The sequence below is a fragment of the Caulobacter sp. D5 genome, from assembly GCF_003185805.1.
Lineage (GTDB): Bacteria > Pseudomonadota > Alphaproteobacteria > Caulobacterales > Caulobacteraceae > Caulobacter.
In genome coordinates this window covers 1-16,427 of the sequence record NZ_QHJY01000252.1, presented here as the reverse complement: position 1 = coordinate 16,427, position 16,427 = coordinate 1, and the positions used below count along the sequence as shown (strand labels likewise).

At 68.8% G+C, this 16,427-nt stretch carries 18 protein-coding genes; 12 read left to right on the top strand and 6 right to left on the bottom strand.

Annotation, left to right across the window (positions count from 1 at the left end):
- Positions 1-98: 98 nt before the first annotated feature.
- On the bottom strand, positions 99-623 hold the full coding sequence (locus tag DMC18_RS16565) for a GNAT family N-acetyltransferase (RefSeq protein WP_110120216.1): 525 nt from the start codon (positions 621-623) through the stop codon (positions 99-101).
- Positions 624-678: 55 nt separating this feature from the next.
- Complete coding sequence (locus DMC18_RS16560; protein ID WP_110120217.1) at positions 679-1,929, bottom strand: YihY/virulence factor BrkB family protein; 1,251 nt, start codon at positions 1,927-1,929, stop codon at positions 679-681.
- 89 nt (positions 1,930-2,018) lie between these two features.
- Between DMC18_RS16560 and DMC18_RS16555 the strand changes: the two genes are divergently transcribed.
- Positions 2,019-2,786: an MOSC domain-containing protein gene (locus DMC18_RS16555; protein ID WP_110120222.1), complete on the top strand. Its 768-nt coding sequence runs from the start codon at positions 2,019-2,021 to the stop codon at positions 2,784-2,786.
- On the opposite strand, the gene DMC18_RS16550 is transcribed toward DMC18_RS16555, so the two are convergent.
- Positions 2,783-3,073, bottom strand: coding sequence for a type II toxin-antitoxin system RelE/ParE family toxin (locus DMC18_RS16550; protein WP_110120218.1), 291 nt, complete (start codon positions 3,071-3,073; stop codon positions 2,783-2,785). The two genes, DMC18_RS16555 and DMC18_RS16550, sit on opposite strands and share 4 nt — an antisense overlap.
- A complete protein-coding gene (locus tag DMC18_RS16545; RefSeq protein WP_110120219.1) occupies positions 3,070-3,336 on the bottom strand; it encodes a type II toxin-antitoxin system ParD family antitoxin in 267 nt (88 codons plus the stop codon). The genes DMC18_RS16550 and DMC18_RS16545 overlap by 4 nt, the downstream gene beginning before the upstream one ends.
- Before the next feature lie 82 nt (positions 3,337-3,418).
- On the opposite strand from DMC18_RS16545, the gene prmC reads away from it, so the two are divergent.
- The 8 genes from prmC (at position 3,419) to DMC18_RS16505 (ending at position 12,360) form a co-directional block, all read left to right on the top strand.
- On the top strand, positions 3,419-4,288 hold the full coding sequence (gene prmC / locus DMC18_RS16540; RefSeq protein ID WP_110120220.1) for a peptide chain release factor N(5)-glutamine methyltransferase: 870 nt from the start codon (positions 3,419-3,421) through the stop codon (positions 4,286-4,288).
- A 253-nt stretch (positions 4,289-4,541) separates the two neighbouring features.
- A complete protein-coding gene (locus DMC18_RS16535) occupies positions 4,542-5,690 on the top strand; it encodes a DUF4167 domain-containing protein (protein ID WP_110133115.1) in 1,149 nt (382 codons plus the stop codon).
- A gap of 73 nt (positions 5,691-5,763) precedes the next feature.
- A complete protein-coding gene (locus DMC18_RS16530) occupies positions 5,764-6,795 on the top strand; it encodes a sensor histidine kinase (RefSeq protein WP_110120223.1) in 1,032 nt (343 codons plus the stop codon).
- Complete coding sequence (locus DMC18_RS16525; protein WP_110120224.1) at positions 6,796-7,134, top strand: response regulator; 339 nt, start codon at positions 6,796-6,798, stop codon at positions 7,132-7,134.
- Positions 7,135-7,194: 60 nt separating this feature from the next.
- The gene (locus DMC18_RS16520; RefSeq protein ID WP_110133114.1) at positions 7,195-7,803 is read left to right on the top strand and encodes a DUF4893 domain-containing protein; all 609 of its coding nucleotides are present in this window, start codon (positions 7,195-7,197) and stop codon (positions 7,801-7,803) included.
- A 93-nt stretch (positions 7,804-7,896) separates the two neighbouring features.
- The gene (locus tag DMC18_RS16515; protein WP_110120225.1) at positions 7,897-8,658 is read left to right on the top strand and encodes a M48 family metallopeptidase; all 762 of its coding nucleotides are present in this window, start codon (positions 7,897-7,899) and stop codon (positions 8,656-8,658) included.
- A 101-nt stretch (positions 8,659-8,759) separates the two neighbouring features.
- Positions 8,760-11,348, top strand: a complete 2,589-nt coding sequence (clpB, locus tag DMC18_RS16510) for an ATP-dependent chaperone ClpB (RefSeq protein ID WP_110133113.1) — start codon at positions 8,760-8,762, stop codon at positions 11,346-11,348.
- 433 nt (positions 11,349-11,781) lie between these two features.
- A complete protein-coding gene (locus tag DMC18_RS16505; RefSeq protein ID WP_110120226.1) occupies positions 11,782-12,360 on the top strand; it encodes an OmpA family protein in 579 nt (192 codons plus the stop codon).
- A 133-nt stretch (positions 12,361-12,493) separates the two neighbouring features.
- On the opposite strand, the gene DMC18_RS16500 is transcribed toward DMC18_RS16505, so the two are convergent.
- Positions 12,494-12,958, bottom strand: a complete 465-nt coding sequence (locus DMC18_RS16500; RefSeq protein WP_110120227.1) for a tRNA (cytidine(34)-2'-O)-methyltransferase — start codon at positions 12,956-12,958, stop codon at positions 12,494-12,496.
- A 199-nt stretch (positions 12,959-13,157) separates the two neighbouring features.
- Between DMC18_RS16500 and petA the strand changes: the two genes are divergently transcribed.
- From petA to DMC18_RS16485, 3 genes are read left to right on the top strand one after another with little or no spacing between them, the layout of a single operon-like run.
- A complete protein-coding gene (petA, locus tag DMC18_RS16495; RefSeq protein WP_110120228.1) occupies positions 13,158-13,706 on the top strand; it encodes a ubiquinol-cytochrome c reductase iron-sulfur subunit in 549 nt (182 codons plus the stop codon).
- A gap of 5 nt (positions 13,707-13,711) precedes the next feature.
- Positions 13,712-15,031 (top strand): cytochrome b N-terminal domain-containing protein, encoded by a 1,320-nt coding sequence (locus DMC18_RS16490; protein WP_110120229.1) that lies wholly within the window; start codon positions 13,712-13,714, stop codon positions 15,029-15,031.
- 5 nt (positions 15,032-15,036) lie between these two features.
- Positions 15,037-15,891: a cytochrome c1 gene (locus tag DMC18_RS16485; protein ID WP_110120230.1), complete on the top strand. Its 855-nt coding sequence runs from the start codon at positions 15,037-15,039 to the stop codon at positions 15,889-15,891.
- Positions 15,892-16,080: 189 nt separating this feature from the next.
- Here the strand turns inward: DMC18_RS16485 and DMC18_RS16480 are convergent.
- The coding region (locus DMC18_RS16480; protein ID WP_110133112.1) for an OsmC family protein at positions 16,081-16,427 on the bottom strand (347 nt) is incomplete at its 5' end.

Below are 16,427 nucleotides of genomic sequence, written 5' to 3'. Positions count from 1 at the left end.
ACGCCGCGAAAGCTGATCGGCTTTCGCGGCGTTTCTGTTCGTGCGACCCCTCACCCGACCTCCTTCGGAGGCCACCCTCTCCCGCAAGGGGAGAGGGATCAGAGCGCTTTCTCCATCACCACGAAGCTCAGATCATCCCGCAGCGGCTTGCCGAAGCGGTCGTCGCCGTGGGGGAAGGGGCGGGTCTCGCCGGTGAGGGCGTAGCCGCGGCGTTCGTACCAGGCGATCAGGGTGTCGCGGATGTGGACCACGGTCATCTGCATGCGAGTCGCGCCGCGTTCGCGGGCGTAGGCCTCGCCGGCCGCCAGCAGGGTGCGGCCCAACTGCCGGTCCTGCAGGTCGGGGCGAATGGTCAGCATGCCCAGGTACCAGAGGCCGGGCTTGGCCGGCTCCAGCCAGACGGAGCCCAGGATCGGGCCGCCTTCGTCGTCGCGGGCGGTGAGGATAACGGCGTCCGGCGCGGCGGCCAGATCGGCCTGCAGGCTGGCGAGGTCGATGCGCTGGCCGTCGATATAGCCGGCCTCGGTGGTCCAGCCGGCCTGGGCGCCTTGGCCGCGATAGGCGGAATTGACCAGGGCGACGAGGGCTTCGTGTTCGGGAGGTTGGGCGGGGGCGAAGATCATGATTGGCGAGCTAAGCCATGGGTCGCGCGCGGCGCCAAGCCCGGGTCTTGAGGTCTCAGGGCTCGGGAGGCGGCGGTTCCTTGCGGCCCATCCGCGTGGCGTGGCCCCAGTAGCGGCCGCCGATGCGTTTGACCGTGCCGGCCTCGCGCTTGATCATCTCCCAGGGGTGGAAAGCCAGCCCCACCGTGTCGGCCATGGCCGCGCCGCGCGCGCCCATCGGCTTTTCGGGGCCGGTGGTGGAGTCGTGGGCGGTCTGGTGCTCGATCTCGGCGTTGAGCTCGGCGCCGATCAGCACGGTCATGATCGAGAACCACACCCAGACCATGAAGGCGATCACCGCCCCCAGCGGGCCGTAGGTGGCGTCGTAGTGGGCGACCTTGTTGACGTAGAGCGAGAAGCCCAGCGAGCCGATCAGCCAGGCGGCGGCGCCGAACAGCGCGCCCAGCACCACCCAGCGCCAGCGCGGCCGCGCCCGGCAGGGGGCGAAGCGATAGAGCATGGCGAAGGCCAGGGCGGTGACCAGCCACACCGTCAGCCAGCGCAGCGGGATCCACAGGGCGGCGATCGCGCCCAGGCCCAGCCGCTCGAAGGCGATTGGCAGGGCGATCAGCACCGCGGCGATGAACACCGCATAGACCAGGGCGCACAGGGTGAAGCCGTAGGTCAGCAGGGTCTTGCCGACGAAGTGGCGCTTCTCGTCCTCGTCATAGGCGACGTTCAGCCCGTCGAAGAGCGCCTTCATGCTGGCGTTGGCGCTCCAGATCGACAGCAGCAGGCTGACCACGAAGGCCAGGCCCAGCTTGCTTCCCTCCTGGCTGGCCAGGCGCAGCATCTGCTCGCCGACGATCTGGACGACGCTGGCGGGGAAGACCGTGGCCATCTCCTGCAACTGCTTCTCCACCGCCCCGACGTCGGCGAACAGGCCATAGAGCGAGACGAAGGCGCCGATGGCCGGGAACAGGGCCAGCAGGGTGTAGAAGGTCACGCCTCCGGCCACGGACGGCAGCTTGTCGACGCTGATCTCGCGGGCGGTGCGCCAGAGGATGTCGCGCCAGCCGAGCAGGGGAATGACATAGGGATGCCGGGCGGCGCGGCCGCGCCGGGGCTCGGCGGCGTCGAACTCGTCGGGCGGCATGGTCCGGTCTTCCGACAGGCCCGGCGGCGGCGTGTGGGGCTCCTCGACCGGCTCCAGCCGCTTGGGGAAAGCGAACGGCGCGACCGCCAGCAGCAGGATCCAGGGCGCGAGATGATAGGGCCGCGTGGCCAGCCACGACCGGATGGGGCGTCGCGGCGCGGTGTCGGTCATGAACGGGCCTCCCGAGCTTGGGAAATTCGCGAGCGGGCGCTGCGTTCCTTGAGCTTGCCAAGCTCCAGTTGCGCGACCACCTTGCCGCCATGCAAGCCCAGGTCGCCTCGCTCCATCGCCATCCCGTCAAGGGCTTCACGCCCGAGCGCCTGGAGACGGCGACGCTGAGCGCGGGCGCCTGCTTCCCGTGCGACCGGCTCTATGCGGTCGAGGACGGCCCCAGCGGCTTCGATGCGGCCGCGCCGGGCCACCTGTCGAAGATGAAGTTCACCGTGCTGGCCAAGATCCCGCAGGTGGCCAGGGCGCGCACGGCCTATGACGAGGAAAGCGGCGTGCTGACCGCCTCTGCCGAAGGGCTGGCGCCCTTCGCCGGCGACCTGCGCGGCGAGGAAGGCCGGCGCGGTTTCGAGGCCTGGCTCGCGGCCCTGCTAGGCGACGAGGCGAGAGGTCCGCTGCGGGTGCTGGAGGGGCCGGGCGCGCACCGGTTCATGGACAGCAAGTCGGGTTTCGTCTCGATCGTGAACCTGGCCAGCGTGCGCGACCTGGCCGAAAAGATCGGCCGCCCGGTCGATCCCCTGCGCTTTCGCGCCAATCTCTATGTCGAGGGCTGGCCGGCCTGGGCCGAGAACGACTGGACGGGAAAGACGGTGAGCGTCGGCGCGGCGACCGCCCAGGTGCTCAAGCCCATCGTCCGCTGCGCGGCCACCCACGTCGACCCGATCACCGCCGAGCGCGACATCGAGGTGGTGAAGGCCCTGTTCGACAACTACGGCCACACCTTCTGCGGCATCTACCTGAACGTCACCGAAGGCGGCGCGGTGGGGCAGGGGGATGCGGTGGTGGTGGGGGCTAGCTAGAGATTCGCGGCGGCGTCCATCTGTTGATGGAGTACGCGTGCAACCTCAATTCCCCGATCCGCGAGCCGATAGTAGATCATGTGCGAGCCGCACGGCCGGCGGCGATAGCCGGTTCGGATATGATCACAGGCCTCGCCGGCCGAGGGATCGTGCGCCAACCTCTTCATCGCCCTATCCAGTTCGCGGATGTAGGAGTCCGCGCGCTGCGCCCCCCAATGGTCATGGGAGTAGACCCAGATGCCATGAAGATCCTTCCGGGCACGCGGTCGGATCGTCAGTCGGCTCACGGCTTGAGGCGTCCGCTTTCAGCTTGTTCAGCGTGCATGTCGTGGAGAAATTCCTCGACGTCGAACTCTTCGGCGAACCCGCTGGCTTCGCCTTCGATAAGCGCCGCCCGGATCGCGTCGAGCTTGGCTTCGTGCTCTTCCAACATCCGCAAGCCCGCGCGGATGACGTCGCTGGCCGAGCCGTAGCGGCCTTCGGCCACCTGGCTTTCGATGAAGGTCTGGAAGTGCGGGCCGAGGCTGACCGAGGTGTTTTTGCTCATCAAGAACCTCCAAGACCGAGAATACCAAAAACTGGTATCGCGCTCAATCTCGCCCTCGCCGCCGCGACGCGCTATTGGAGCCGCCATGACCCTCACTCTCGTCAAAGCCTGGAACGGCGCCAAGGAGCGCCTGAAGGAAGCCGGCATCGATCAGCCCGCCATCGACGCGCGCCTGATGCTGGAAGTCGCCGCCGGCGTCAGCCGCACCGACATCATCACCGACCCCTATCGTGAGCTGACCGCCGAGCAGGTCGCCACGCTGGATGACTACCTGGAGCGCCGCGCCCGCCGCGAGCCGGTCAGCCACATCATCGGCCGCAAGGGGTTCTGGAAGATCCTGCTGTCGGTGACCAAGGACGTGCTGACCCCGCGACCCGAGACCGAGGTCATCGTCGACGAGGTGCTGAAGGCCTTCCCCGAGACCATGGCCTTCAACCTGCTGGACCTGGGCGTCGGCTCGGGCTCGATGCTGATGGCCATCCTGGCCGAGCGTCCGGCCGCCAAGGGCCTGGGGATCGACATCTCCGAGGAGGCCCTGGCCGTGGCGCGCGAGAACGCCGCCAACCTGGATCTCGACGGCCGCGTGGCGCTGATGCGCGGCGACTGGACGACGGGCCTGGGCGATGCGTCTTTCGACGTGGTGGTGTCCAACCCGCCCTACATCCCGACCGCCCATATCGACACCCTGGAGCCGGAAGTGCGCGACCACGAGCCGCGCTTGGCTCTGGACGGCGGGACCGACGGCCTGACCGCCTATCGCGCCCTGGCGCCCGAGATCCTGCGGGTGCTCAAGCCCGGCGGCCTGTTCTGTGTCGAGATCGGTTTCGACCAGTCGGCGGACGTCGAGATCCTGTTCAAGGCGGCCGGCGCGCAGAACGTGCGGACGGTCAAGGACCTCTCCACCCACGACCGCGTTGTCACGGGGTTCAAAAACCCCTTGGAAACGGCCGCGTGAGGCGCTAGACGAAAGGGGTCTCCTTCCAAATCGCCGGGTGACGGGAAGAGCGGTCGTTTCGACGGTCGCCAGACGCATCCGGCAGGCGCGAACGGCCGACGAGGCCGAAAGCCGCGCCCGATCCGGACGGAGACCCTTAACGAAACCCACGTCTCAAGAACATCGAAGGCGCGCCCAAGCGGGGCCACCAGTCTCAAGAGACCAAACACCGACCGAGGCAAAGCTTCCCGGCCGGACAGGTTCAGAAGAGAAGATGAGAGATTTCAAGGGCATGAAGCGCCAGCGTGGCCGCAACAACCGCGGGGGCGGTGGTGGCAAGCCACAGCAGCACAACGCCAACCGGGCCTTCGATTCGAACGGTCCCGACGGCGTGAAGGTCCGCGGCGCGGCCCAGAGCGTCTATGAAAAGTACCAGCAGCTGGCCCGCGACGCCTCGTCGTCCGGCGACCGGGTGCTGGCCGAGAACTACCTGCAGCACGCCGAGCACTATTTCCGTGTGCTGCGCGCCATCCAGCCGAATCGTTCGGTCAGCGACATCATCGGCAAGGACGCCTACTCGGCGTACGAGATCGACTTCGAGGCCGAGCCGGAAGAAGTCGTCGAGGCCCCGGCCGCCGTCGAGACGCCCGCCGAGGGCGCTGAAGGCGGCGAGGGCGGCGAAGGTCAGGGCGAGCAACGCCGCGACCGCAACCGCGACCGCTTCGAGAACCGTGACCGCGATCGCAACCGCGACGACCGTCCCCGCGACGGCCAGGGCCAGGGCGAACAGCGCCGCGACCGCTGGCGCGACCGCGACGACCGCGACCGCAGCCGCGACGACCGTCCTCGTGACGATCGGCCCCGTGATGACCGTCCGCGCGATGATCGTCCCCGTGACGACCGCCCGCGTGACGACCGTCCCCGCGAAGACCGCTTCCGCGACCGCGACGATCGCCCCCGGGATGATCGTCCGCGCGACGACCGTCCCCGTGAAGAGCGCCAGCCGCGCGAAGAGCGTCCGGCGGCCGAAGGCGGCGAGTTCCAGGGCGAGGCCCGCGAAGGCCGCCGCTCGCGCCGCGACCGGGATCGTGACCGCAATCGCGACCGTGACCGCGGCGAGCGTGATCCGCTGGCCGTGATCGAGCCGGAAGCCGCCCCGCTGGGCGGCGGCGAGGCCTCGGTGAGCGAAAGCTCGCCGGCGCTGCGCGGCCAGGACCGCGCGGTCAGCCACGCCCCGGCGTTCCTCGGCCGCAAGTCCGAGCCGAAGGCCAAGGTCGAGGCCGAAGCCGCTCCGGCGGCCGAGACCGCCGCCGCTCCGGCCCCCGAGGCCGCCGGCGAAGAGGTCAAGAAGCCCCGTCGTCGCCGCGCCCCGCGCAGCTTCGAAGGCGGCGACGCTCCGGCTTCGGAATCCGAAGAAGCTTGAGACATCCTCCGCGAGGACTTGGCGAGCGCTAAACCCATAGGCTAGGCTCTTCTGGACCACAGGAGAGCCGGCCATGGGCGGGCGTGGAGCCAAGACCGGCGGCGCGGGCGAAGAGGCCCGCTATCGCGCCATCGTCGATACGGCGGTGGACGCGATCGTCGTGATCGACGAGCACGGCCGCATCGAGGCGTTCAATCCCGCCGCCGAGCGGCTGTTCGGCTACGCCGCCGCCGACATGATCGGGTCCAACGTCAAGGCCCTGATGCCCGAGCCGCATCACGCGGGGCACGACGGCTATCTCGAGACCTACCGCGCCACCGGCGAGCGCCGGATCATCGGCATCGGCCGCGAGGTGTTCGGCCGCCGGCAGGACGGCTCGACCTTTCCCCTCGAACTTTCGATCGCCGAGTGGCGCTCGGGCGGCCGGCGGTTCTTCACCGGCGTGATGCGCGACGTCACCGAGCGCAAGCGGACCGAGGAGCTGCAGAGGCTGCTGGTCAACGAGCTCAATCACCGGGTCAAGAACACCCTGGCCACCGTGCAGTCGGTGGCCGGCCAGACCCTGCGCAACGCCGCCGACCTGGGCGACGCCCGCGAGTCCCTGACCACCCGCCTTTTGGCCCTGGCCCGCACCCACGACATCCTGACCCGCGAAAGCTGGGAGGGCGCGGACCTGCGCGACATCATGGCCGGGCTGATCGAGTCCTACGGCGACGCCACGCGCTTCACCCTGTCGGGGCCCTCGGTGCGGCTGTCGCCGAAGACCGCCCTGTCGCTGTCGCTGGCCCTGCACGAGCTGATGACCAACGCCACCAAGTACGGCGCCCTTTCCACTCCCGCCGGCCAGGTCACGATCGGCTGGAGCCGGGAAGGCGAGGGCGATGACGAGCGCCTGCGGCTGGGCTGGAAGGAGAGCGGCGGCCCGCTGGTCTCCCCGCCCGAGCGCCAGGGCTTCGGCAGCCGCCTGATCACCCGGGGCCTGGCCCTGGAGCTCGATGGCGAGGCGACCCTGGACTACCAGCCCGACGGGGTGGCCTGCGCCATCGTCGCCCGCCTGCGTCGCAAGCCGGCCGCCAACGCCGTACCGGCCCGAGGAGCCGCCTGAATGCGCGTTCTGATCGTCGAGGACGAGATCATGGTCGCCATGCTGGTCGAGGACCTGCTGACCGACCTCGGCTGCGAGGTCACCGGCCCCGCCGTCTCGGCCGAAAGCGCCGTCGAGGCCGCGCGGCGCGAGAAGGTCGATTTCGCACTGCTGGACGTCAATCTGGACGGCGGCACCTCGTTCGCGGCCGCCGACGTGCTGCGCGAGCGCGGCGTGCCCTTCGCCTTCGTCACCGGCTATGGCGACCAGGGCGTGCGGGCCGACCTGCGCGACGCGCCGATCCTCAGCAAGCCGGTGGATCCCAGGCACCTGGCGCGGACCATCGCCGCGGCGCGCTGACGAACCGCTCCGAGGTCTGGGGAGTTATCCACGCTCCTTCGACGTTCCCAGGAGCCGCCCATGCGCGCCGTCGCCGCCATCGTCCTGTCCCTCGCCGCCGCTGCTCCGGCGCTCTCCGCACCGGCCTGGGCCGCCTCGGGCGACTGGCGGCGCGACGCCAGCCGCGACGACGTGCGGCGGATCGAGCGGCTGGACGAAGCGTGGGACGCCGCCCTGTCGGAAGCGCGCCGGGGCGGTCACGGGCGTGAACTGCGGGCGCTGGGCCCGCTGGTCGATCCGCGCGCGGCCCTGGCTCGCCCGCAGCCGACGCCGGGCGCCTATCGCTGCCGCACCATCAAGCTGGGCAGCCAGGACGGGCGCGGCCTGCCTTACGTCGCCTACGGCTGGTTCCGCTGCCGGGTGGAGCTGACCCCGGGCGGCGATCTGATCCTCGAAAAGACCACCGGCTCGCAGCGCCAGTCCGGAAATCTCTATCCCGACGCGCCGCGACGCCAGGTGTTCCTGGGCGCCGTCGCCTGGGGCGACCGCGAGGGGCGCGCGACCTACCGCCGCGACCCGCAACGCGACCAGGCCGGGGTGTTCGAGCGCGTCGGCGCGAACCGCTATCGCCTGGTGCTGCCGTGGCCGCAGCAGGAGTCGAAGCTCGACATTCTCGAACTGCGCCGCTGACGCGCAAGGGAAGACCCCTATGACCCGATGGTTGCAAGCCGACCCCGAGCCGACTTAAGTCGGGGCGCAGACCAATCAGCCCCCGAGCCGCTCATGCTTCGCCGCCCGTCGCTTGCCCTGTTCGCCGTCCTGGCGTCGACGGCGGCGCTTTCCGCCTGCGCCTACAACGCCGAGCTCGGCCGCGACCAGTTCGCCGTCGTCGACGACGCGGCCCTGGCCCGTTCGGGCGAGCAGGCGTGGGGCCAGGCGCTGCGCACCGGCAAGATCTCGCAGGATCCGCGGCTGAACGCCCGGGTCGAGCGGGTGGGCCAGCGGGTCGTCACGGCCGCGGGCCTGGCTGACCGGCCGTGGGACTACGTGGTGTTCGACAATCCGGTGCCCAACGCCTTCGTGCTGCCGGGCGGCCATGTGGGCGTCAATTCGGGGCTGGTGCAGCTGGTCGACAACGACGACCAGCTGGCCGCCGTGCTGGGCCACGAGGCCGCGCACGTCGTCGCCCGCCACGCGGCCGAGCGCTATTCGCAGCAGATGAGCACCCAGCTGGTGCTGGCTATCGCCCAGGCGGCCGCCGGCGGCGGGACCAGCGACGGCGGCAAGGCCGTTTCGGCGCTGGGCGGGGCGGGGGCGCAGGTCGGCTTCCTGCTGCCGTTCTCGCGCAAGCACGAACTGGAGGCCGACCGCCTGGGCGTCGACTTCATGCAGCGCGCCGGTTACCGCCCGCGCGAGGCCGTGGCCCTGTGGCGCAAGATGCAGGCCCAGGGTGGTTCGAACCGCGCCGAGTTCACCTCGACCCACCCGTCGGACGCCACCCGCATCCAGGCCCTGGAAACTTATATCGCCAGCCGGGGCTGGTGACGCCTTGTGTGGCCTGAAGGTCACACTACATCCCCTGACAGGTCGGGCCGCGCTCATCGGAGGCGGCCTGGTCTGATCCGCCTAACAAGGGGACGTTCAGAGTGAAGATCGACATCTATTCCGACCGCGCCAAGCAGGCCGTGCAGTCCGCGCAGAGCCTGGCTTTGGCCCGTGGTCACCAGCAGCTCGGGCCCGAACACCTTCTGAAGGTGCTGCTGGAAGAAAAGGACGGGCTTTCGCGCACCATCATCGTCAACGCCGGCGGTCGCCCCGACGCGGCCGACGCCGCCGTGGACGCGATCCTGGCCAAGAACCCGCGCGTCGACGGCGCCGGCGGCCAGCTCTACATGAAGCCCGACACGGCCCGCGTGTTCGCCACCGCCGAGGACGGCGCCAAGAAGGCCGGCGACGCCTTCGTCACCACCGAGCGCCTGCTGGTCGCCATCGCCAAGGACGGCGCGGACAGCGCCAAGGCGCTGAAGGACGCCGGCGTCTCGGCCCAGAGCCTGGAGGCCGCCGCCGCCGCCCTGCGCAAGGGCCGCACCGCCGACAGCGCCAACGCCGAGGAAGGCTATGACGCGCTCAAGCGCTACGCCCGCGACCTGACGGCGGCCGCCCGCGACGGCAAGATCGACCCGGTGATCGGCCGCGACGAAGAGATCCGCCGCACCATCCAGGTTCTCTCCCGCCGCACCAAGAACAATCCCGTCCTGATCGGCGAGCCCGGCGTCGGCAAGACCGCCATCGTCGAGGGCCTGGCGCAACGTATCGTCAACGGCGACGTGCCCGAGAGCCTGAAGGACAAGAAGCTGCTGTCGCTCGACATGGGCAGCCTGATCGCCGGCGCGAAGTATCGCGGCGAGTTCGAGGAGCGGCTGAAGGCCGTGCTCGGCGAGGTCACGGCCGCCGAGGGCTCGATCATCCTGTTCATCGACGAGATGCACACCCTGGTCGGCGCCGGGAAGAGCGACGGGGCGATGGACGCCTCCAACCTGCTCAAGCCCGCCCTGGCGCGCGGCGAGTTGCATTGCGTGGGCGCCACCACGCTCGACGAATACCGCAAGCACGTCGAGAAGGACGCCGCCTTGGCTCGCCGGTTCCAGCCGGTGTTCGTGCAGGAGCCCACGGTGGAGGACACCGTCTCGATCCTGCGCGGCCTCAAGGAGAAGTACGAGGTCCACCACGGCGTGCGGATCTCGGACAGCGCCATCGTGGCCGCCGCGACGCTCAGCAACCGCTACATCGCCGACCGCTTCCTGCCCGACAAGGCCATCGACCTGGTGGACGAGGCGGCCAGCCGCGTGCGGATGGCGATCGACAGCAAGCCCGAGGAGCTCGACGAGATCGACCGCCGCCTGGTGCAGCTGAAGATCGAGCGCGAGGCCCTGTCCAAGGAAACCGACGCCGCCTCCAAGCAGCGCCTGGAGAACCTGGAGGTCGAGATCGACGACCTGCAGTTCCGCTCGGACGAGATGACTGCCCGCTGGAAGGCCGAGAAGGACAAGGTCGGCGGCGCCGCCCAGGCGCGCGAGGCCCTGGACCGCCTGCGGGCCGACCTGGCCAACGCCCAGCGCGCCGGCGACTTCGCCCGCGCCGGCCAGCTCCAGTACGGCGAGATCCCGGCGCTGGAAAAGCGCCTGGCCGACGCCGAGGCCGGCGAGACCGGCGGGGGCAAGGCCCTGACGCCGGAAGTCGTCGACGCCGAGCAGATCGCCGCCGTCGTCAGCCGCTGGACCGGCGTGCCGGTCGAGAAGATGCTGGAAGGCGAGCGCGAGAAGCTCTTGCAGATGGAGGTCGCCCTGCGTTCGCGCGTGGTCGGCCAGGACGAGGCCCTGGAGGCGGTGTCCGACGCCGTCCGCCGCGCCCGCGCCGGCCTGCACGATCCCACGCGCCCGATCGGCTCGTTCCTGTTCCTGGGCCCGACAGGCGTGGGCAAGACCGAGCTGACCAAGGCCCTGGCCGAGTTCATGTTCGCCGACGAGCATGCGATCACCCGCATGGACATGTCGGAATACATGGAGAAGCACTCGGTCAGCCGCCTGATCGGGGCGCCTCCCGGCTATGTCGGCTACGACGAGGGCGGGGCGCTGACGGAGGCCATCCGTCGCCGTCCGTACCAGGTGGTGCTGTTCGACGAGATCGAGAAGGCCCACCCGGACGTCTTCAACGTTCTTCTTCAAGTGTTGGATGACGGCCGTCTCACGGACGGGCAAGGCCGCACGGTCGACTTCCGCAACACGATCATCATCATGACCTCCAACCTCGGCGCCGAGTTCCTGGCCAACCAGGAGGACGGGGCCGACGTGGAAGAGGTCCGGCCCCTGGTCATGACCACGGTGCGCGGCCACTTCCGTCCGGAGTTCCTCAACCGGATCGACGAGATCATCCTGTTCAAGCGGCTGGACCGCTCGAACATGAGCGACATCGTCCGCATCCAGCTGGGACGGGTGGAGAAGCTGCTGGCCGATCGCCGCATGACCCTGGCGCTGGACGCCGGCGCCCTGCAGTGGCTGGCCGACAAGGGCTACGACCCGGTCTATGGCGCGCGCCCGCTCAAGCGCGTGATCCAGAAGGAGCTGGTCGACCCGATCGCCCGCCGCCTGCTGGCCGGCGAACTCGAGGACGGCGGCGTCATCGCCGTCGGGGCCGGTTCGGAAGGCCTGTCCTTCGGCCGGGCGACCTTGCAGTAGGTCTCAATCTATCGATTTCGACGAAGCGCGCGCTCCGGTCTCCGGGGCGCGCGTTTTTCGTTTGAAGTCGCGCGAAAGCTCCCTACATCTGGAGGACGAGCGATGCCCCGCCGCGCCCGTTTCAGGCCGGCTGGTGATTCCGTCCGGCGTCCTTTCGGGACCCGCCGGCGGCTCTCGGCCCCCTTCGAGCGGCCAAAAATCCCTATCCCATTCGAAAATAATTCGTGGAACCAAACCGGCGTTCGCACGATCGCGCGCGGTCTATAAAGTCACCAAGAACATAGGTTCAAAGCGGCGCCAATCGCGACAAGAACACGCCCATTTTTCGCCTCTGTCACCTGACGGTTTCGTAATGCGAAAGCTGAACGACCCGGATGGAGTGTGTAGGTCCAAGGTCAAGCTTTATTGGATCAATGAAGAGAGAAGGCGAACAATGATCGGCCAAGTCAAAGGCAGCTTGAAGATGGCGGCGGTGGTCGCGCTGGTGGCTGGGGGCCTGGCGGTCAGCGGCTGCGCGACCAAGAAGTACGTCAACACCCAGGTCGGCGGAGTCGCCACCCGCGTCGATGGCCACGACACCCAGATCTCGGAACTCGACAAGACCTCGCGCGAGGCGCTGGAGCGCGCCACGGCGGCCGGCAAGCTGGCCGAGGGCAAGTTCATGTACTCGATGGTGCTTTCCGACGATTCCGTGAAGTTCCCGACCGACCAGGACGCCCTGTCGCCGGAGGCCGAACAGCGCCTCGCCGACTTCGCGTCGAAGCTCAAGGAAGAGAACAAGAACGTCTACCTGGAGATCCAGGGCTACACCGACGCCACCGGCGAGACCGACTACAACGAAAAGCTCGGCCAACGCCGCGCCGACGCGGTGCGCAAGTATCTGTCCCGTCAGGGCGTGGCCCTGAACCGGATGGCGACCATCTCGTACGGCTCGGAAGATCCGATCGCCCCGAACGAGACCAAGGAGGGCCGGGCGCAGAACCGCCGGGTCGTGATCATGGTGCTCGCCTAGGCCTTACCGCCTGGGACGCCAAGACCGGCGGGCGAGGACTCCACATCTCGCCTGGCCGGCCTGAGCGCCGGACTGAACCTTGGGCGGTCCCGGAAACGGGGCCGCCTTTTTTAGTGGCCGGGCCAGGGAAAGATCAGGGCAGGGCGGGGAAGCCGCCGGTCTGGCGCAGGGCCTCGGCCAGGGCCATGCCCGCGGTCACCGAGACGTTCAGCGAGCGGGCCTCGGGGCGCAGGGGAATGACCAGCCGGGCGTCGACGGCGGCGTGCACCTCTTCGGGCGCGCCGCGACTCTCGTTGCCGAACAGCAGGGTGTCGCCGGGCTGGAAGGCGAAGTCGTGGAAGCTTCTGTCGCCGCGGGTTGTGAAAAGCACCAGGCGCCCCTCCGTCCGCTGCGGCGCGGCCAGGAACGATTCCCACGAATCATGCCGCGTCAGGTGCGTCAGCGGGCCGTAGTCGAGGGCCGCGCGCTTCAAGCTCTTGTCGTCCAAGGGAAAGCTGCAGGGCTCGATGACGTCGAGCCCGACCGCCAGGCAGGCCGAAAGCCGAATCGCCGCGCCCACGTTCTGGGGAATGCCGGGTTGAAAAAGGGCGAGACGCATTCTAACGAACCAACCATGGGGCTAGTAGGGGCATTGCTGCGCATCGAAAGGGCTTGCGAACTCTGTTCGCCCATCCGATAGGGAGCATGCCCCTTGTGGCGAAGATCCGCTTGCGGGTCGAATAAAAGATACTGCGCCTAAATGGGCGCTTCCTGGTCGGGTCGCTCGCCGGTCCGACGGAAACGAAGGGTGGAACAAGGTGGCCGACACCGCCGTGGGCGCAAAGACCGAGTCTGGGTCCGATCCCAGCCGACGCGATTTCATTTACATCGCGGCCATTACGGCCGCCGCCGGCGGCGCAGCCGCCATTGCCTGGCCGTTCATCGACCAGATGAATCCCTCTGCCGATACGCTGGCCCTGGCCTCGACCGAGTTCGACCTGACCAAGGTCGCCGACGGCCAGCAGGTCACGCTGAAGTGGCGCGGCAAGCCGCTGTTCGTGCGCAACCGCACCTCGGCCGAGATCGCCCGCGCGGTGAAGGACGACCACGATCCGGGCCTGCGCGACCCGCAGACCGACGCCGAGCGCGTCAAGCCGGGCAAGGCCCAATGGCTGGTGCTGATCGGTTCGTGCACGCACCTGGGCTGCGTGCCCACCTTCGGCGGCGGCGACTACGGCGGCTGGTTCTGCCCGTGCCACGGCTCGCACTACGACACGTCCGGCCGGATCCGTAAGGGCCCCGCTCCGAAGAACCTGGTGGTTCCGGAGTACGCCTTCCTGTCCGACACCAAGGTCAAGATCGGGTAAGCCAGATGAGCGGACATTCGACCTACCAACCCAAGACCGGTATCGAGCGCTGGCTCGACGCCCGTCTGCCGATCGTGCGCCTGGGCTACGACAGCTTCGTCGACTACCCCACCCCGCGTAACCTGAACTACTGGTGGACCTTCGGCGGCATCCTGTCGCTGTGCCTGGCCAGCCAGCTGATCACCGGCATCATCCTTGTGATGCACTACACGCCGAGCGCCGACCACGCCTTCGCCAGCGTCGAGCACATCATGCGCGACGTGAACTACGGCTGGCTGATCCGCTACATGCACGCCAACGGGGCGTCGATGTTCTTCATCGCCGTCTACGTCCACATGCTGCGCGGCCTCTATTACGGCTCCTACAAGGCGCCCCGCGAGGTGCTGTGGATCCTGGGCTGCGTGATCTACCTGCTGATGATGGCCACGGCCTTCATGGGCTACGTGCTGCCCTGGGGCCAGATGAGCTTCCACGGCGCCGTCGTGATCACCAACCTGTTCGGCGCCCTGCCGATCGTCGGCCCGTCGATCACCACCTGGCTGTGGGGCGGCTTCGCCGTCGACAACGCCACGCTGAACCGCTTCTTCTCGCTGCACTACCTGCTGCCCTTCATGATCGCGGGCGTCGTGATCCTGCACATCTGGGCGCTGCACGTGGTCGGCCAGAACAACCCGACCGGCGTCGAGCCCAAGTCGAAGGCCGACACCCTGCCCTTCACGCCGTACGCCACGGTGAAGGACGCCTTTGCGATGAGCGTCTTCATGATCCTCTTCGCGGTGTTCGTCTTCTACCTGCCGAACGCCCTGGGCCATGCCGACAACTACGTCGAGGCCAACCCGCTGGTGACGCCGTCGCACATCGTGCCCGAATGGTACTTCCTGCCGTTCTACGCGATCCTGCGCGCCGTGCCGGACAAGCTGATGGGCGTGCTGGCCATGTTCGGCGCCATCGCCTGCCTGTTCGCCCTGCCGTGGCTGGACACCTCGAAGGTGCGCTCGATGCGCTACCGCCCGACCGCGAAGCTCTATTTCCTTATCTTCGTGGTGGTGTGCTGCATCCTGGGCCTCTGCGGCGCCAAGCTGCCGGACGATCCGGTGCTGGGTCACTTCAAGACCTTCACCCTGATCGACTCCGACCTGAACAGCTTCGTGTGGCTGAGCCGGTTCGCCTCGCTCTACTACTTCGCGTTCTTCCTGGTGATCCTGCCGGTGCTGGGCCTGGTCGAGAAGACCCTGCCGGTGCCGGACTCGATCGCCTCGCCCGCCCTGTCGCACCCGGCCGCCGCGCCGGCTGAAGCGACCGCCGCGCCTGAAATGAAGGGCTGATCCCGATGCTGCGCAAACTCTTCGCCATCGCAGCGGTCGCGGGTCTGCTGACGGTCGGGGCTTCGGCTCCGGCCCTGGCCGCCGGTCACGCGCTGGAACCCGAGAAGATCCACTGGTCGTTCGAGGGGCCGTTCGGCAAGTTCGACCAGGCCCAGCTGCAACGCGGCTACAAGGTCTATCGCGAGGTCTGCTCGGCCTGCCACTCCATGAAGCTGGTCAGCTTCCGGAACCTCGGCGACAAGGGCGGCCCGTTCTATAACGACAAGTACCCGAACTCGAACGACAACCCGTGGGTCAAGGCGATCGCCAAGGAGTTCGAGGTCGCCGACATCGACTCCGAGACCGGCGACGCCATCAAGCGTCCGGCCACCAGCGCCGACCGCTTCCCCTCGCCGTTCCCGAACGAGGCCGCGGCCCGCGCCAGCAACGGCGGCGCCCTGCCGCCGGACATGTCGCTGCTGGCCAAGGCCCGCGAAGGCGGTCCGGACTACATCCACGCCATCGTCACGGGCTACAAGGACGCCCCGGCCGGCCTGAAGGTCGGTCCGGGCCAGCACTACAACCCGTACATGGCCGGCGACCTGACCTCGTACTGGAGCGGCTCGCACGAGCATGTTCCGCCGGGCGGCTTCATCGCCATGGCCCCGCCGCTGAAGGCCGGCCTCGTCACCTTCGACGACGGCACGCCCTCGACGATCGACCAGCAGGCCAAGGACGTCTCGGCCTTCCTGATGTGGGCCGCCGAGCCCAAGCTGGAAGAGCGCAAGCAGACCGGCTTCGCCGTGCTGATCTACCTGATCCTGTTCGCCGGCCTGCTCTACGCGGCCTACCGCCAGGTCTGGAAGAACGAGTCGCACTGAGCGGCGCGTTCGGACTGAGAACGAAGAAGGGCCCGGCGGCGACGCCGGGCCCTTTTGTCTGGACCCTCTCCCTGAAGGGAGAGGTGTCGCCGAAGGCGACGGGGAGGGAAGAGGAAGCGGCGCGTCAGTTGCGACTTCCCCCTCCGGCCCTCCGGGCCACCTCCCCCTTCAGGGGGAGGGTCTTCTTGTTCACCCCCGCTCCAGCACCGTATTGATCGTGAACCCGCCCTTCAGGGCCAGGGTCACCGGCGTGCGCTCGACGACGTCGCGCAGGCGGGCGACGGCGGCTTCGTCCAGCTCGCCGGTGGCGGCCACCTTGCGGTCGATCCTCGGCTTGTCGCCGTGGGTGTCGAGCGCCAGGTCGACGGTGATGGTCACCTCGCCCCAGCCCTTGCGGTCGGCGTACATCCGCAGCGTCGTGGCGGTGCAGGCGGCCAGACCCGCCAGCACGAAGCCGAACGGCGGCGGGCCGGCGTCCTGGCCGCCCAGGGCCGGGGGCTCGTCGCCGACCAGCTTGTGGCCGTTCACCTCGAGCA

Excerpts from the sequence above, each read along its gene's own strand:
- prmC (WP_110120220.1), top strand. The coding sequence starts at position 3,419 with ATGACCCTCACTCTCGTCAAAGCCTGGAACGGCGCCAAGGAGCGCCTG.
- DMC18_RS16535 (WP_110133115.1), top strand. The coding sequence starts at position 4,542 with ATGAGAGATTTCAAGGGCATGAAGCGCCAGCGTGGCCGCAACAACCGC.
- DMC18_RS16560 (WP_110120217.1), bottom strand. The coding sequence starts at position 1,929 with ATGACCGACACCGCGCCGCGACGCCCCATCCGGTCGTGGCTGGCCACG.
- DMC18_RS16530 (WP_110120223.1), top strand. The coding sequence starts at position 5,764 with ATGGGCGGGCGTGGAGCCAAGACCGGCGGCGCGGGCGAAGAGGCCCGC.
- DMC18_RS16505 (WP_110120226.1), top strand. The coding sequence starts at position 11,782 with ATGATCGGCCAAGTCAAAGGCAGCTTGAAGATGGCGGCGGTGGTCGCG.
- DMC18_RS16555 (WP_110120222.1), top strand. The coding sequence starts at position 2,019 with ATGCAAGCCCAGGTCGCCTCGCTCCATCGCCATCCCGTCAAGGGCTTC.
- DMC18_RS16490 (WP_110120229.1), top strand. The coding sequence starts at position 13,712 with ATGAGCGGACATTCGACCTACCAACCCAAGACCGGTATCGAGCGCTGG.
- DMC18_RS16565 (WP_110120216.1), bottom strand. The coding sequence starts at position 623 with ATGATCTTCGCCCCCGCCCAACCTCCCGAACACGAAGCCCTCGTCGCC.
- DMC18_RS16485 (WP_110120230.1), top strand. The coding sequence starts at position 15,037 with ATGCTGCGCAAACTCTTCGCCATCGCAGCGGTCGCGGGTCTGCTGACG.
- DMC18_RS16525 (WP_110120224.1), top strand. The coding sequence starts at position 6,796 with ATGCGCGTTCTGATCGTCGAGGACGAGATCATGGTCGCCATGCTGGTC.
- DMC18_RS16520 (WP_110133114.1), top strand. The coding sequence starts at position 7,195 with ATGCGCGCCGTCGCCGCCATCGTCCTGTCCCTCGCCGCCGCTGCTCCG.
- DMC18_RS16515 (WP_110120225.1), top strand. The coding sequence starts at position 7,897 with ATGCTTCGCCGCCCGTCGCTTGCCCTGTTCGCCGTCCTGGCGTCGACG.
- DMC18_RS16500 (WP_110120227.1), bottom strand. The coding sequence starts at position 12,958 with ATGCGTCTCGCCCTTTTTCAACCCGGCATTCCCCAGAACGTGGGCGCG.